Source organism: Acinetobacter sp. 789_lipA, from assembly GCF_058242845.1.
The window spans coordinates 855,642-869,937 of the sequence record NZ_JBZAYS010000001.1; the positions used below are offsets into that span (position 1 = coordinate 855,642).

Consider the following 14,296-nt stretch of genomic DNA (forward strand, 5'->3'; position numbering starts at 1 on the left):
TTTTACAAGGATTTGAAAAATATTCCGATGTACATGAGAAATGTGAGAAATTATTTTTTAAAGGCACATATAAAAAAAGAAGGATCTGAATCCTTCTTTTTCTTTATTAAGAGTTGTGTACTTTAGACTTTGCCACGGGATAAAAATCCGACAATCGCAAGAATCACAGCAATCACCAATAAAATAATCGCAAAGTCTTTGGATAAACCTGCTACGCCGCCAAAACCAAGTAAACTTGCAATCAGTGCAATCACTGCGAAGATAATCGCCCAACGAAACATAATTTTTCTCCATAGATGTTCTTATTTATTACTCTATTAGTATAGAAACAACGTTCGGACACACTGTGTTGCTTTTGTTTAAAAAGTGTTCTGTTTATATTTTAAGTTTATGAATATGATGTAAATATTGACACTTTAGATAGCTCTGAAAGCCATGTGACTATAGGTTATAATAGTGCATTCAGTTTTATTGGCAGTGGTTATGTCCAACGAATTAAGACCAGAGTTTTGGAAGCATTATGCGCTCACTGAGCTACGCTCAGCGGAGTGGGAAGCGTTGTGTGATGGTTGTGGTCTATGCTGTCTGGTGAAACTTGAAGATGAAGAAAGCCAAGAAGTCGCCTATACCAAAGTGGCCTGTAAACTGCTGGACTGTCAAACGGCCAGTTGTCGGGATTATCCGAACCGAAAGCAGCATGTGCCCGATTGTATCCAGCTTACGCCCGAACTTTTAGACACGATTCATTGGTTACCACCGAGCTGTGCTTACCGTCGTCTGCATGAAGGTAAAAATTTGCCCAGATGGCACTATCTGAACACGGGCTCACGTCAAAGTATTCTGAAAGCGAAAAAGTCTGCGGCAGGACGTTGTATTTCTGAAGAAGAGATTCAGGATGACGACATCGAAGACTATATTGTGCGTTGGGTTCGCTAGTCCATAAAAGCACCATCAAATTGCATGAAAAGCTTGTGTCATTTGCCTGAATTTGCCATAACATAAGCATTCGATGAACGCATGATAAGTCCTAGCCCTATGTCCGATAGCAATATTCCACTGCCTGAACGTTTACGCCCGCGTGATTTATCTGAAATTATTGGGCAGGATCACTTATTGGGTGAGCAGGCACCGCTCCGCCAAATGATCGATCAAGGGCATTTGCCATCGATCATTTTTTGGGGGCCGCCAGGCGTGGGGAAAACCACGATTGCTTTACTGTTGGCGCAAGCGATTGATCGACCATTTGTCAGTCTATCTGCGCTCAATACGGGGGTTAAAGAGCTCCGTGAGATCATTGCTGATGGCGGAGATTTAATGCCACCTGTGGTGTTTATTGACGAAATTCATCGTTTTAACAAATCGCAGCAAGATGCCTTACTGAATGCTGTGGAGAAAGGCAAAATTACCCTCATTGGTGCCACCACTGAAAATCCTTCTTTTGAAGTCAACAGTGCATTGTTGTCGCGTTGTCAGGTCTATACCTTAAATGCGCTTGATGCCGATGCGATTCAAACTTTATTACTGCAAGCGATTAAGAACGATCCGTTTTTAAAAGAGCGTTATATTCAAATTGAAGAATTTGAAGCACTGGTGCAGTTTGCCGCAGGTGATGCGCGCAAAGCCTTGAATTTAATTGAACTGATTGCGGGCACCTTCGAGCCTGACGTTGAAAATATCGTGACCAATGCAATGGTGGTCAAAGTTGCACAGCAAAATATCGCCCGTTATGACAAATCGGGTGAGCAGCACTATGATTTAGTGTCGGCTTTTATTAAGTCGATTCGGGGGAGTGATCCCGATGCCACGTTATATTGGATGGCACGTATGCTCAAAGGCGGTGAAGATCCTGTTTTTATTGCCCGTCGGATGTTGATTGCAGCCTCTGAGGACATTGGTAACTCTAACCCCAATGCACTGCTGCTTGCTGGAGAATGTTTCCGTTCTGTTCAAGCGGTGGGCATGCCAGAGTGTCGAATTATTCTTGGGCAGTGTGCGGTATATTTGGCGACCAGTGCCAAAAGTAACAGTACTTATCTTGCGATCAATAAAGCCTTGGACTTGGCCGAGAAAACAGCGAATTTACCTGTGCCGCTGCATTTAAGAAATGCACCGACCAAGTTGATGAAAGAGCAGGGCTATGGCGTCGACTACTTGTATCCGCACAACTATCCAGAGCATTTTGTGATGCAAGAATATTTACCCCCTGAGCTCAAAGGCGCCAAGCTGTATGAGTCGGCACGCAATAAGCGTGAGGTTGAGGGTGAGCGTTTACAGCAACGCCGTTGGCAACAAGAGCAGCAACAGCAGCAGTAATAAAAAAGCCTGATTCACAAATCAGGCTTTTTGTTTCTGGGGCTTAGGATTTAGTCACATTCATTGAGCAGTTTTTTCTTTAAGCACTGTAGCGTTTTTATCCATTGGAGCGTAAAACCTCGGGGTTTAGCCCGAGGATATAAGCGAGTGGCGTAAGCCATTAATGCGGTGTTTGCTGTTGTTGAATATATTGTTTAACAATTCCAATTGGCGCACCGCCACATGAAGCAGCGAAGTAACTAGGCGACCACAAAGCACTGCCCCATAGCTTGTTTTTAATTTCAGGGTGTTTGGTTCTTACAATGCGACTTGAAGCACCCTTTAAACTATTCACTAAGCTAGAAATTGCTATTTTAGGTGGATAATTCACAAGCAAATGAACATGATCGTGTTCACCATCAAACTCTACCAACTCGGCTTCAAAGTCTAAGCAGATACGCTCAAACACTTCACGCATTGTTTCAAGCATTGCTTTGGTAAAAACATCTCTACGGTATTTAGCCACAAAGACTAAATGTACATGCATATTAAAAACACAGTGGCGACCTGTTCTAATCTCTTGACTATTGCTCATAGACCAAATATATTTTAATCATGAAAACACTTAAATTACGCATAAAAGACAAACATTACAAGGTACTAGACCAACTCGCATTGGAAGTAAATTTTGTTTGGAATTATGTGAATGATTTAGGATTTAAACATCTAAAAAGAAAAGGTGAATTTCTTTCAGCTTACGATATTGCTAAATACACGAAAGGCACATCTAAAGAATGCAATCTGCATAGTCAAACTGTTCAAGCGATAACAGAAGAATTGGTTACTCGAAGAAAGCAGTTTAAAAAAGCAAAGCTAAAATGGCGGGTGAGTAATAAGAAGTCTGCAAGACGTTCTTTGGGTTGGATACCCTTCAAAAAGGTTGCAATCAAATATGCTGATGGCTACGTGCAGTATGGCAAGCATCAATTCAAGCTATGGGATAGCTATGGACTATCAAAATACAACGTCAAAACAGGCTCATTTGTAGAAGACAGTCGTGGACGTTGGTATGTTTGTTTAGTTGTTGATAAGACAAAACAAGTTAAATCAAAGGGTAATACCTCAATCGGTATAGATTTGGGCTTAAAAGACCTTGCAACCTGTTCAGATGGCGTAAAGCTCAAAGCCCCTCAAATCTATCGGCAATACGAACAAAAACTTGGCATTGCTCAACGTGCTAGAAATAAAAAGCGTGTTAAAGCGATTCATGCCAAGATTAGAAACATACGTCAAAATACGCTACATCAATTCAGTCATAAATTGGTGAATAAACATGCAGCCATCTTCGTTGGTAATGTGAATGCAAAGGCATTAGCACGGACTAAACTAGCGAAGTCTGTATTAGATGCAAGTTGGACAACACTTAGAACCATGCTCAAGTATAAATGCGAGAACGCAAGTGTATGGTATAAAGAAGTCAATGAAGCCTATACCACCCAAACTTGTTCGAGCTGTGGCTCACGCTGTAGTAGTCCGAAAGGTAGAACGGGACTTGGAATAAGAGAATGGCAGTGCATGGAATGCGGTACATTCCATGATAGGGATATAAATTCCGCACTGAATATTCTTGCGCTCGGACATGAGCGTCTAGCAGTAGGAATCCCCGTCCTTTAGGTCGCGGAGGATGTCAAGTTCCGATGTGCGTATTTATCAATTTTAATGTCGCAGGTAACACAGCGACCAATAAGGCGATTGCCATCGTGATGTTAAAGCTCAAGGCAAAGCGTGGTTTCATCAGATATTGGCGTAAGAAAAGACCACCGACAGCCCAAACCCCGACACATGGAATGGAAACTAACATTAATATCAGGGCCGCATAAAGAATATCGCTGACATGATGGTTTAAAGCAAAATAAGTGGCAATGGTGCTGATGGAGATAATCCACGCTTTGGGATTGACCCACTGAAAAAGAGCCCCTTGTAGAAAACCCATCGATGGTTTTTGTTCTAATTCGATGTTGAGTGGCCCACTGGACGCGATTTTCCATGCGAGCCACAGAATATAAGCTGTGCCGATTAAACTTAAAATAAATTGGAGTTGGGGCAGGGCCAGAAACACCTGATTTAAGCCGATGCCGATGGCGAAGAGTTGCACGGCCACACCAAAGGCAATGCCTAAAACCAGAGGTAGGGTTTTACTGATGCCAAATCGTGCACCAGACAGCATGACCAGTGCATTATTGGGTCCTGGGGTGCAGGTCATTACGACACAGAACAGCAGATAAGAGACAAACAGTGAAGCGTTCATAAAGGGGATGGGTTAATCAAATAACTATCATTTTATTGTTGATCTAGCACAATTTGGTTGTATATTGATCGTTAATACTGAATTTTATGCAATAAATGATTGAATTAGATCGATTAGACCGAAAAATATTGTGTGAGCTTGAGCGCGATGCACATTTAACCAATATTAAACTGGCAGAACGCGTGGGTTTGTCACCCTCGGCCTGTTTACGACGCGTGCAAGAGTTAGAAAGAATTGGTGTGATCCGAGGCTATAAAGCGGTGATTGACCGTTCGCTTTTGGGGATTGGTTTAACGGTTTAGTGACCATTGGGCTGTCTTGTCACTCAAAAGAAAGCTTGAGTCAGTTTGAGGATGTGATCACTGCAACGGATGAAGTTACTGAGTGTCATACCATTACAGGCTCGGTTGAGTATTTGCTTAGGGTTGAAGTGGCAGACATCAAGTCTTATAAAAAGTTTCATACCGATGTTTTGGGAACGATTCCATCCATTAGCTCGATCACCAGTTTTTTGGTGATGGATACCACTAAAAATCGATATACCAATCTATAAATGCTTAGATGGGAAGATGAAAAACCGAGTGAAATGGCTCGGTTTTTCATCTGTATGCATATAGTTTCGCGGGATCAGATCAAACAAGGCGCTTTATCTTTTCAACAGAGCATTGAATGCTGAATCATTGCTGAGACAAGCTCTTGAAGACTATTCAATTATTTAAAGTTACCCTCTAAAAACTGTTGCAGGCGTTCACTTTTGGGGTGAATCAAAACTTCTTTTGGATCACCTTGTTCTTCAATTTTGCCTTGATCTAAGAAAATGACATGGTTGGACACGTGGCGCGCGAAGCCCATTTCATGGGTGACCACAATCATGGTTCGGCCTTCTTCAGCTAAACTTTGCATCACTTTCAATACCTCACCCACCAGTTCAGGGTCTAGAGCACTGGTCGGCTCATCAAACAACATCACTTCAGGCTCCATTGCCAAGGCACGGGCAATTGCAACACGCTGTTGTTGTCCTCCTGACAAAAAAGACGGATATTTCTTTTCGACACTTTCAGCAAGCCCAACTTTTCTTAAGTATTTTCGTGCACGCTCTTCCGCCTCACTCCGCTTTAGCCCCAAGACATGAATGGGTCCTTCAATAATATTTTCTAATACCGTCATATGCGACCATAAATTGAAATGTTGAAAGACCATCATCAGTTGAGTGCGCATTTTTTGCAGTTGTTTGGGATTTGTGGCTTTGAGATTGCCATTTTTATCTAAAGTGGTCTCTAACTGTTCACCATTGAGCTGAATGCTGCCTTGGCTTGGTTGTTCTAGAAAATTCATGCAACGAAGAAAGGTACTTTTACCTGAACCTGAGGAACCAATAATACTAATCACATCACCTGCGCGTGCCTCTAGTGAAACCCCTTTTAAGACTTCATGATCGCCAAAACTTTTACAAAGGTCTCGAATCACCAGTTTTGCTGAATTTTCCATTGTTTTTCCTAATGATTCGATGGTTTTAAAAACGCCAACCAGCGTTGTTCCAATTTACGAAAGATCCAAATGAGGATAAATGCCAGACAGGCATATAGCACAGCGGCAATGCCAAAGGCATCAAACGTGGCATAAGTGGCAGCATTGACATCCCGTGCAATTTTGAGAATATCAGGCACGGTTGCAGTGAAGGCAATGGTGGTTGCGTGCAGCATCAAAATGACTTCATTGCCATAAAACGGCAATGCTCGGCGTAGCATCGACGGAATAATAATGCGGGTATAGCGTTTCCAAGGCGACATTCCAAAGGCTTTTGCTGCCTCAATTTCGCCGTAGGGAATCGAACGTATCGCCCCTGCAAAAATTTCAGTGGTATAAGCTGCTGTATTGAGTGCAAACGCTAAAATGGTGCAATTAAGTCCTTCTCTAAAAAACTCATCGAGCCGTTCATGGGCATGCACAAATTCAAGGCTATAAATTCCGGTATAAATAATCAGTAGCTGCACATATAAGGGGGTACCACGGAAAATATAAGTAAAAAACCAAACAGGTCCACGTACAAAAGCATGCTCAGAAACTCGAGCAATTGACAAAGGCACAGCCAGAACAAAACCAATCGCAATCGATAAGACCAGTAGCCACGCGGTCATGGCGACCCCAGTCATTTGAAAACCATCGGTCCACAGATAGGACTGCCAGTATTGTTGAATAATTTCAATCATAGTTGTCCCTTTTTCACACCAGCAGAATAACGACGTTCCAGCCACATGAGAATCAAATTCGAAAGGGTGGTGATGGCCAGATAAATGACGGCTGCAACAATACTGAAATAGAACACTTGCATGCTGCTTCGACCTGCATCTTGGGTAATTTTGACGATGTCGGTCAAACCAATTAAGGACACCAAGGCAGTGGCTTTGATGAGGACTTGCCAGTTATTGCCAATCCCCGGTAAGGCAAAACGCATCATTTGTGGAAAGAGGACACGCCTGAAGACTTGAAATGGTGTCATGCCATAGGCATATGCAGCTTCAAGTTGACCTTTGGGGACGGCTTGAAATGCGCCACGGAAGGTTTCCGTAAAATAGGCCCCATAAATAAAGGCTAAAGTAATCACCCCTGCCACAAAGGGATTGATGTCAATTTGCTCCATATGAATCGATTCGGTAATCGAGTTCAATCCAAGTTGCAGGCTATAGAACAACAACAACATGATTACCAGATCAGGAACACTACGAATGAGCGTGGTATAGAGGGTTGCAACATGACGTAAGATTTGAATACGAGAGAGTTTGGCACTTGCCCCAAACAATCCAATAATGATCGAAAGTACCAGTGATAACAAAGCAAGCTGTATGGTCATCCAAGTGCCACTGAGTAATACGGGACCATAGCCAGACAGAAACATACTCAGTTTCTCCCGAGTAAAAATATAAAATTTTATAAATCAGCAATATATATAGGGTGTCGGTGTTGAACCGACACCCTATAAATTAATAAATGCTGAAGGAGAAGTATTTTTTCTCGAGTTTCTTATAGGTGCCGTCGGCAATAATTTCAGCTAACGCTTTATCAATATTCTTTTTCAGATCGGCATCTTCTTTACGTAAGCCGATTGCAGCACCTACACCGAGTGTTTTGGCATCGACAACATTATTGCCCGCAAAAGCAAAGCCTTTACCTTTCGCCGATTTCAGGAACCCTGCATCGACCATAATCGCATCTTGTAATGTTGCATCTAGACGCCCAGAAACCATGTCTTGGTAAAGCACATCTTGGTTTGGATAAGGAACCACATTGACACCCTTAGGTGCCCAATAGGCTTTTGCATAGCCTTCTTGAATGGTGCCTTGTTGTACACCCACACGTTTTCCTTTCAAAGATGCTGGTGTAGGGAGCAAAGGAGAACCTTTCTTTGCGACCATGCGGGTAGGCGTGTTGTAAATTTTATTACTAAATGCGATTTGTTTTGCGCGATCCGTAGTGACCGTCATTGAAGACAGGATACCGTCGAATTTCTTCGCTTTGAGTGCAGGAATCATCCCATCAAAGGAGTTTTCTACCCAGACACATTTAGCTTTTAATTTGGCACAAATGGCATTGCCCAAGTCGATGTCAAAACCGACCAGCTTATTGTCTGGTGTTTTATATTCAAAAGGTGCATACGCAGATTCTGTGCCAAAACGAATGGTTTTCCATTCTTTTGCTTGGACAGTACTGCTTAGTGCTACGGCTACGAATGTAGTGGAAAGTAGTAATTTTTTTGCCAGTTTTTCATTTTAAATATAGTCATCCATAAAAAATCAAATCTAGGAAATAAGACGAAGATAGAACTTACCCTACTGAGTACTTTTGAATAAAAGCAACATCTATACCAGCTTTCTGCTCTTAGGGGATCGATGGATCTTGTCGCCATGAGAGATGAGGAAATAAGGGTATTTTTTCGGTTGGAATAATTTTTATCTGAGAACGTCCTGTTCATATGTTTTTATCATATGAAAAAATGAAGGTGAGACATAGCTGAAATATACCTGAAGTCTTGTGCGCTATGGCGTACAGAATTGATGATTTTTTAACAGTGGCTCAGTGTTTTACAAGACTATTTTTCAGTGTTGAATAGCTCACAAATAAACTGAAGTACTGCAATAGCACTGGATCTGAAAACAAAAAAACCGAACGTTTAAGCTCGGCTTTTTGAATGACGCAACTTAAAGGAGTGGTATTAGCTTAGAGGAAGAAGCTCATCTTTTAAGTTCAGCATTTGCTGCATTTGGGCGCGAATTTTTCGCTCAGTTTTTCGTACATTATGTGCATTAATTCTTTTGCTCATAGCCCGGATTGGAATAAATAATTTCTCACCCATACCATCGACCAAGACAAATTCGGGCTTATTATTTCGCTGCTCTGTATACATAATTCCTGCGATGTTTACCTCACCGAAGATAATGTGTAAGTCGCAGCAAAGCTGAAAAAAGTCATCTAGAGCTTTGGCGTGTTTTTCCTCAAATTGATGTGATTTGCATAACTCAAATAAAGTCATACCTTCACCACTTGGGCAGACAATTTTTTCAGTCACAAAACCCAAGCCTACAGAAGTTTTCACAAAACCATAAGGCATTTCGACAGGAAAGCTAAAGATATTATTTTTATAATGATTTTTACATAGCTGTAGATATTGCAATAATTCACGGCGGAATTGGCGATAAACGCCTTGCGACATTCTACGTTTAAGTTTGCCATGTCCTTTCCAGCCACCATCTTCATCCACTCGATTTGGATTCATGACTTTGATGATTTTGTTTTCATCCTCAGGATGCTTAAACACCATTTTTGAACAGCCTTGTCCGATACATTGCAGTTCATCTAATTGATAAATCATAGGGCCTTCTATCAGGAGATATACAAGAAAAGCATCATTAGAAATGTGATATTTCATGTGATTGAAATGACTATTTTACAAAAAAATAAATAAAATTTCATGAAACTTTAATATTTATGTTGTAGAGGGGGATTAAAAAAGAACTTATAGGCTTGTATTGCAGTTATAACAAGGCATTGATCTAAAATGTGAAACATAAAAAAACCGAGCGATTAAGCTCGGTTTTTGAATCTGTAACAGATTAGATATCAGAAAGGTCGATACCTAAACGTGCAGCAACTTCTTCATAAGCTTCAACCACACCGCCTAAACCTTGGCGGAAACGGTCTTTGTCGAGCTTTTTCTTGGTTTCTTTGTCCCATAGACGACAACCGTCTGGAGAGAACTCATCACCAAGAACAATTCGGTCGTGGAATACACCAAACTCAAGTTTGAAGTCCACAAGTAGCATGCCACCTTGGTCAAATAAGTTTTTAAGCACTTCGTTTACTTGGTAAGTGAGGACTTTCATTTGCTCAAGTTGCTCGGCAGTTGCCCAACCTAAAGCAATTGCTTGAGACTCATTGACCATTGGGTCACCAAGCGCATCATCTTTGAAAAATAATTCAAAAGTCGGCGGGGTTAATTCCTTACCTTCTTCTACACCTAAGCGACGGCATAAAGAACCTGCTGCATAATTACGAATTACACATTCAACAGGGATCATGCTGAGTTTTTTCACTAGAACTTCAGTTGGAGAAAGAAGTTTTTCAAAGTGAGTCTCAATGCCAGCCGCAGCCAATTTATCCATGATAAAGGCGTTAAAACGGTTGTTCACCTTACCTTTACGATCTAGTTGTTCGATCTTTTCACCATTGAATGCCGAAGCATCATCACGAAAGACTAAAATCAGGTGGTCTGCACTGTCTGTTTCATAGACAGATTTCGCTTTACCAGTATAGAGCAAGGTTTGTTTTAACATGAGGGAACCTTTTTCAAAAAAAAATGCCTAGTACGACTAGGCTGGCCAATTTTGGTAAATCTGGGTTAACAATTCTGTGGCTTTTTCAGGCGCTGCAAAACTGTTATCGGCATTGAACACAGCGAGGTTATTGCTGCTGCCGACCGCGGTTAGTCTTAACACATAGACCTGTTGATCGATTTTAATGGTTGCTTCATAACCATTTTTGCTTTGACCAACAATTTGATGGTTGAGGCTGCTGAGGGTGGCAAGCGTATATTGCCAAATTGTAGCAGAATTTCCCTCAATTTTGAGCAGCGGATTCTTATTTCCGTCAATAATCAATTGAGGGCGGCTCACAGCTGTATCAACTGTTTCCGTTGATTCTGCATTCGACATGACTTGAGCAGCTTGAGGGCGCGGCATTGCAAAACGGTTTCCGCGCTTATTTTCAAGTACAGGTGCATGTTCAAGAGCGAGCGCTTCAACCGTTGGAGCTGGATACAACGGCGTTGCAGGTCGAACCATAGAGCCTTCAGGGTACTTAAGAGGTTCTAAGGTTGCTGTTTCTTTATAGTCCAAACTACCGTTATTGACTGCAAGGGAACTACAACCCGCTAAACTGACAACTGAAAGTGCGAGAGTAAGACCTAAACGTAATTGCATATTGATGTGCTCTTTATTTAATGACACCCGCTGTTGTGAGTGCTTCACGGAGCGGTGTGCGATATTGTTCTGCAAGTGGTGTTAATGGTAAACGAATACCCGTTTCGATTAACTCCATTTCATGAAGTGCCCATTTCACAGGAATTGGGTTTGATTCGCAAAATAGAATTTCGTGTAAATTTGCAACTTGGGTATTTAGGTTTTCAGCTTGTTCAGCTTCGCCTGCCAGTGCTGCCGCACAAACATCGCTCATTTCTTTTGGGGCAACGTTCGCAGTCACAGAAATATTACCTTTTGCTCCCGACAGAATCAGTTGATAAGCCGTTGCATCATCACCTGAATAGACGGTCATCGCTTTGCCAGCAAGGCCTTCGAGCAGTGCTTGGCCACGAGGGACATCACCTGTGGCATCTTTAATGCCCACAATTTGAGGAATATCGGCCAAACGAATGACCGTTTCATTCGCCATATCGACACCTGTACGACCAGGTACGTTATACAGAATTTGAGGAAGATCAACAGCTTCAGCAATAGCTTTATAGTGTTGATATAAGCCTTCTTGAGTCGGTTTATTATAATAAGGGGTAACCAGAAGAGCAGCATCTGCACCGAGTTCTTTGGCTTCTTTCGTCAACTCGATGGCTTCACGCGTTGAATTCGCGCCAGTCCCCGCAATAATAGGGATGCGTTTGTTCGCGACACGAATGATTTCTTTAATCACTTGTGTATGCTCTTTCATGCTTAGAGTAGACGCTTCACCCGTTGTACCGACAGCAACAATGCTATTTGTGCCTTGTGCGATGTGCCACTCAACGAGCTTCTCTAGACCCTTCCAATCTACGCTGCCATCTTCAAACATAGGGGTGACGATTGCGACAATTGAGCCTTGGATGGTCTGTGCTTGCTGAGTCATTTTAAAAAAATATCCTATTTGTCCATCCAGTTAGGCCAGAAAAACATAAGATTGGATGGGTGCGTATTTTAATTTATAGCATTTTCAAAGCGCTGATGCATTGAATAATGCTTATGCAAATTATGAACGAACACAACATGAAGAACAATATGCTTTAGTCAAAGTGTATAAAAACTTTATCATTCGCTACAAAAATACAGCTTGTTCAAATGGTAGACAAAGAAATGCATCTTATTTTGCATCTGAAAAGAGCGTTTTGCATAACCTATGGCCATGGATTAACGCATTTAAAAAAAAGAGGCTCTTCATCTCAATCGAGCATTAGACGTCGATCAAACTAAATATTGGGATATAAGGTCAGGATTTTAACGCTTACACGATTTCTCTAAACAGCGATGACATGTCCTTTTAACGTTATAGATCAATGTCCAGTATTTTGTTCTATATTCTATCTTCGCTTCAATTTGCCGCAATATCCATTGCACTCAAGGCTGTGGTCATTTAATTTTGACCCGCGAGGATGAATACTGTTTTATAAATTAAGCTAAGCTTGGCCTTCGAGCGCAGAACAAAAAGGACAGAGAAGAATGCAGAAGAATATGGCATTGATTGTGGTGGATGTACAAAATGGTTTTACGCCTGGTGGAAATTTAGCGGTAGCAGGATCAGATCAAATTATTCCTAAAATTAATCAGCTTGGCGATTATTTTGACACTATTGTACTCACTCAAGATTGGCATCCTGAAAATCACGTTTCTTTTGCAGACAACCATCCCGATCAACAGGCCTTTCAAACCATTGAATTGGACTACGGCACACAAGTGCTCTGGCCACGTCACTGTGTACAAGGCACACAGGATGCTGAACTGCATCCCGATCTTGAACTTGCCAAAGCGCAGTTGATCATTCGTAAAGGATGTCATGCGCATATTGATAGTTATTCTGCTTTTTTAGAAGCCGATCATAAGACCCAGACGGGACTCGCAGGCTATTTAAGAGAGCGTGGGATTGATACCGTGTTTATTGTTGGGATTGCAACTGACTTTTGTGTGGCATGGACGGCAATAGATGCCTGCAAACTCGGTTTTCAAACTTATGTGATTGCCGATGCCACCAAAGGCATTGATTTACACGGTTCTTTACAACATGCATGGCAAGAGATGCTGGCCCATGGTGTGAAACGTCTGTATTGCAAAGATATTGTGCAACAATATGCCGTGAATTGATGCGCTGAGCCAATCGGCTCACCTCAATCACCAATATCGACATTATAAAAACATGCAGTAGGGAAAGGTCATGGGCACTTTTTTAAAATTTACCGCTTGGATTCAAAAAACCTTTGCTCTATGGGTCGTGTTATTTGCAGGCATTGCGCTCCTGAGCCCTGAAACTTTTGTTTGGATGAAAGCTTATATCACATGGATGTTGGGTCTAATCATGTTTGGTATGGGCATGACCATGACATTGGATGATTTTAAAGGGGTGATGCAAAGCCCTAAAGCGGTTGCAATTGGGGTAGCAGCTCAGTTTGTGGTGATGCCAAGCGTGGCTTATTTGTTGTGTTTATTGTTTCGCTTGCCGACTGAAATTGCGATCGGGGTGATCTTGGTGGGTTGCTGTCCGGGTGGCACAGCATCCAATGTGATTACTTATATGGCGAAAGGCAATACGGCTTTGTCTGTCGCATGTACTACGGTATCGACCTTATTGGCACCTGTTCTGACTCCCGCGATTTTCTATCTGTTGGCCAGCCAATGGATTGAAATTAATGCATGGTCGATGCTGAGTTCAATTTTGCAAGTGGTTCTGTTCCCGATTATTTTAGGGCTAGTGGTACGTGCCGTGCTGAAACATAAAGTCGAAAGCTATATTTCGGTGATGCCCTTAATTTCAGTGGTCGCAATTGTGCTGATTGTGGCGGCGATTATTGGCGGCTCAAAAGCACAAATTTTAGAATCAGGCTTACTGATTTTAGCTGTGGTGGCGTTACATAACGCGATTGGTTATTTACTTGGCTTTGGAGCAGCACGAATGTTTCACTTGCCACATGCCGACTGTAAAGCGGTTTCGATTGAGGTCGGGATGCAAAACTCAGGACTAGGCGTGGCTTTGGCGGCTGTGCATTTTGCCGCTTCACCAATTACGGCGGTACCCAGTGCGATCTTTAGTTTGTGGCATAACATTTCAGGGCCAATATTAGCCAGCTATTGGGCCGCGAAAGCAGACGCTACAGCCAAGAAAAAAAGTAGAAAAGAACAGATGTCGGTTTAAATACTGTACGCTGTTCAAGCTTTAAGCATAAAGTCAGGA

18 protein-coding genes are annotated in these 14,296 nt (G+C 42.0%); 7 read left to right on the top strand and 11 right to left on the bottom strand.

What is annotated here, in order from left to right; translation table 11 throughout:
• Nucleotides 1-122: 122 nt before the first annotated feature.
• The gene (locus tag AC4CUZ_RS04010) at nt 123-281 is read right to left on the bottom strand and encodes a DUF1328 domain-containing protein (RefSeq protein ID WP_004647174.1); all 159 of its coding nucleotides are present in this window, start codon (nt 279-281) and stop codon (nt 123-125) included.
• Between the two features lie 202 nt (nt 282-483).
• Between AC4CUZ_RS04010 and AC4CUZ_RS04015 the strand changes: the two genes are divergently transcribed.
• Nucleotides 484-936, top strand: a complete 453-nt coding sequence (locus tag AC4CUZ_RS04015) for a YcgN family cysteine cluster protein (protein WP_039890724.1) — start codon at nt 484-486, stop codon at nt 934-936.
• Nucleotides 937-1,035: 99 nt separating this feature from the next.
• A complete protein-coding gene (locus AC4CUZ_RS04020) occupies nt 1,036-2,313 on the top strand; it encodes a replication-associated recombination protein A (protein WP_005401453.1) in 1,278 nt (425 codons plus the stop codon).
• A gap of 160 nt (nt 2,314-2,473) precedes the next feature.
• Here AC4CUZ_RS04020 and tnpA read toward each other — a convergent pair whose 3' ends face one another.
• Nucleotides 2,474-2,887, bottom strand: coding sequence for an IS200/IS605 family transposase (gene tnpA / locus AC4CUZ_RS04025; RefSeq protein WP_005402021.1), 414 nt, complete (start codon nt 2,885-2,887; stop codon nt 2,474-2,476).
• A gap of 20 nt (nt 2,888-2,907) precedes the next feature.
• Between tnpA and AC4CUZ_RS04030 the strand changes: the two genes are divergently transcribed.
• Nucleotides 2,908-3,966 carry an RNA-guided endonuclease InsQ/TnpB family protein gene (locus tag AC4CUZ_RS04030; protein ID WP_058951462.1) on the top strand — a complete coding sequence of 353 codons (1,059 nt, stop codon included), beginning with the start codon at nt 2,908-2,910 and terminating at the stop codon, nt 3,964-3,966.
• A 13-nt stretch (nt 3,967-3,979) separates the two neighbouring features.
• Here the strand turns inward: AC4CUZ_RS04030 and AC4CUZ_RS04035 are convergent, their stop codons facing one another.
• Nucleotides 3,980-4,600, bottom strand: coding sequence for a LysE family translocator (locus tag AC4CUZ_RS04035; protein ID WP_171054271.1), 621 nt, complete (start codon nt 4,598-4,600; stop codon nt 3,980-3,982).
• A 95-nt stretch (nt 4,601-4,695) separates the two neighbouring features.
• On the opposite strand from AC4CUZ_RS04035, the gene AC4CUZ_RS04040 reads away from it, so the two are divergent.
• Entirely contained in the window at nt 4,696-4,902 is a 207-nt protein-coding gene (locus tag AC4CUZ_RS04040) for an Lrp/AsnC family transcriptional regulator (protein ID WP_005401455.1), read from the top strand.
• A gap of 35 nt (nt 4,903-4,937) precedes the next feature.
• Entirely contained in the window at nt 4,938-5,153 is a 216-nt protein-coding gene (locus AC4CUZ_RS04045; RefSeq protein WP_236769952.1) for an Lrp/AsnC ligand binding domain-containing protein, read from the top strand.
• A 158-nt stretch (nt 5,154-5,311) separates the two neighbouring features.
• Here AC4CUZ_RS04045 and AC4CUZ_RS04050 read toward each other — a convergent pair whose 3' ends face one another.
• The 8 genes from AC4CUZ_RS04050 to dapA all read right to left on the bottom strand — a co-directional run bounded on the left by AC4CUZ_RS04050 (nt 5,312) and on the right by dapA (nt 11,986).
• Entirely contained in the window at nt 5,312-6,088 is a 777-nt protein-coding gene (locus AC4CUZ_RS04050; protein WP_005401456.1) for an ABC transporter ATP-binding protein, read from the bottom strand.
• A gap of 8 nt (nt 6,089-6,096) precedes the next feature.
• Nucleotides 6,097-6,810: an ABC transporter permease gene (locus tag AC4CUZ_RS04055; RefSeq protein ID WP_004691821.1), complete on the bottom strand. Its 714-nt coding sequence runs from the start codon at nt 6,808-6,810 to the stop codon at nt 6,097-6,099.
• Nucleotides 6,807-7,496: an ABC transporter permease gene (locus tag AC4CUZ_RS04060; RefSeq protein ID WP_004691820.1), complete on the bottom strand. Its 690-nt coding sequence runs from the start codon at nt 7,494-7,496 to the stop codon at nt 6,807-6,809. Before AC4CUZ_RS04060 ends, AC4CUZ_RS04055 begins: the two co-directional genes overlap by 4 nt.
• A gap of 85 nt (nt 7,497-7,581) precedes the next feature.
• Nucleotides 7,582-8,358, bottom strand: a complete 777-nt coding sequence (locus tag AC4CUZ_RS04065; protein WP_279681600.1) for an ABC transporter substrate-binding protein — start codon at nt 8,356-8,358, stop codon at nt 7,582-7,584.
• 452 nt (nt 8,359-8,810) lie between these two features.
• Nucleotides 8,811-9,467, bottom strand: coding sequence for a YrbL family protein (locus AC4CUZ_RS04070; protein ID WP_005401458.1), 657 nt, complete (start codon nt 9,465-9,467; stop codon nt 8,811-8,813).
• Between the two features lie 241 nt (nt 9,468-9,708).
• A complete protein-coding gene (purC, locus tag AC4CUZ_RS04075) occupies nt 9,709-10,428 on the bottom strand; it encodes a phosphoribosylaminoimidazolesuccinocarboxamide synthase (protein WP_004691818.1) in 720 nt (239 codons plus the stop codon).
• A 36-nt stretch (nt 10,429-10,464) separates the two neighbouring features.
• On the bottom strand, nt 10,465-11,073 hold the full coding sequence (locus AC4CUZ_RS04080; RefSeq protein ID WP_005401459.1) for a hypothetical protein: 609 nt from the start codon (nt 11,071-11,073) through the stop codon (nt 10,465-10,467).
• Nucleotides 11,074-11,086: 13 nt separating this feature from the next.
• A complete protein-coding gene (gene dapA / locus AC4CUZ_RS04085; protein ID WP_039890664.1) occupies nt 11,087-11,986 on the bottom strand; it encodes a 4-hydroxy-tetrahydrodipicolinate synthase in 900 nt (299 codons plus the stop codon).
• A gap of 587 nt (nt 11,987-12,573) precedes the next feature.
• Between dapA and pncA the strand changes: the two genes are divergently transcribed.
• Nucleotides 12,574-13,212, top strand: coding sequence for a bifunctional nicotinamidase/pyrazinamidase (gene pncA, locus AC4CUZ_RS04090; protein ID WP_279732444.1), 639 nt, complete (start codon nt 12,574-12,576; stop codon nt 13,210-13,212).
• 70 nt (nt 13,213-13,282) lie between these two features.
• Entirely contained in the window at nt 13,283-14,257 is a 975-nt protein-coding gene (locus AC4CUZ_RS04095) for a bile acid:sodium symporter family protein (RefSeq protein WP_058951491.1), read from the top strand.
• The last annotated feature ends 39 nt before the right edge of the window (nt 14,258-14,296 follow it).

Coding starts and splice junctions, on each gene's coding strand:
- pncA (WP_279732444.1), top strand. CDS start 12,574: ATGCAGAAGAATATGGCATTGATTGTGGTGGATGTACAAAATGGTTTT.
- AC4CUZ_RS04020 (WP_005401453.1), top strand. CDS start 1,036: ATGTCCGATAGCAATATTCCACTGCCTGAACGTTTACGCCCGCGTGAT.
- purC (WP_004691818.1), bottom strand. CDS start 10,428: ATGTTAAAACAAACCTTGCTCTATACTGGTAAAGCGAAATCTGTCTAT.
- AC4CUZ_RS04050 (WP_005401456.1), bottom strand. CDS start 6,088: ATGGAAAATTCAGCAAAACTGGTGATTCGAGACCTTTGTAAAAGTTTT.
- AC4CUZ_RS04095 (WP_058951491.1), top strand. CDS start 13,283: ATGGGCACTTTTTTAAAATTTACCGCTTGGATTCAAAAAACCTTTGCT.
- AC4CUZ_RS04010 (WP_004647174.1), bottom strand. CDS start 281: ATGTTTCGTTGGGCGATTATCTTCGCAGTGATTGCACTGATTGCAAGT.
- tnpA (WP_005402021.1), bottom strand. CDS start 2,887: ATGAGCAATAGTCAAGAGATTAGAACAGGTCGCCACTGTGTTTTTAAT.
- AC4CUZ_RS04030 (WP_058951462.1), top strand. CDS start 2,908: ATGAAAACACTTAAATTACGCATAAAAGACAAACATTACAAGGTACTA.
- AC4CUZ_RS04035 (WP_171054271.1), bottom strand. CDS start 4,600: ATGAACGCTTCACTGTTTGTCTCTTATCTGCTGTTCTGTGTCGTAATG.
- AC4CUZ_RS04060 (WP_004691820.1), bottom strand. CDS start 7,496: ATGTTTCTGTCTGGCTATGGTCCCGTATTACTCAGTGGCACTTGGATG.
- AC4CUZ_RS04055 (WP_004691821.1), bottom strand. CDS start 6,810: ATGATTGAAATTATTCAACAATACTGGCAGTCCTATCTGTGGACCGAT.
- AC4CUZ_RS04080 (WP_005401459.1), bottom strand. CDS start 11,073: ATGCAATTACGTTTAGGTCTTACTCTCGCACTTTCAGTTGTCAGTTTA.
- AC4CUZ_RS04070 (WP_005401458.1), bottom strand. CDS start 9,467: ATGATTTATCAATTAGATGAACTGCAATGTATCGGACAAGGCTGTTCA.
- AC4CUZ_RS04015 (WP_039890724.1), top strand. CDS start 484: ATGTCCAACGAATTAAGACCAGAGTTTTGGAAGCATTATGCGCTCACT.
- AC4CUZ_RS04040 (WP_005401455.1), top strand. CDS start 4,696: ATGATTGAATTAGATCGATTAGACCGAAAAATATTGTGTGAGCTTGAG.
- dapA (WP_039890664.1), bottom strand. CDS start 11,986: ATGACTCAGCAAGCACAGACCATCCAAGGCTCAATTGTCGCAATCGTC.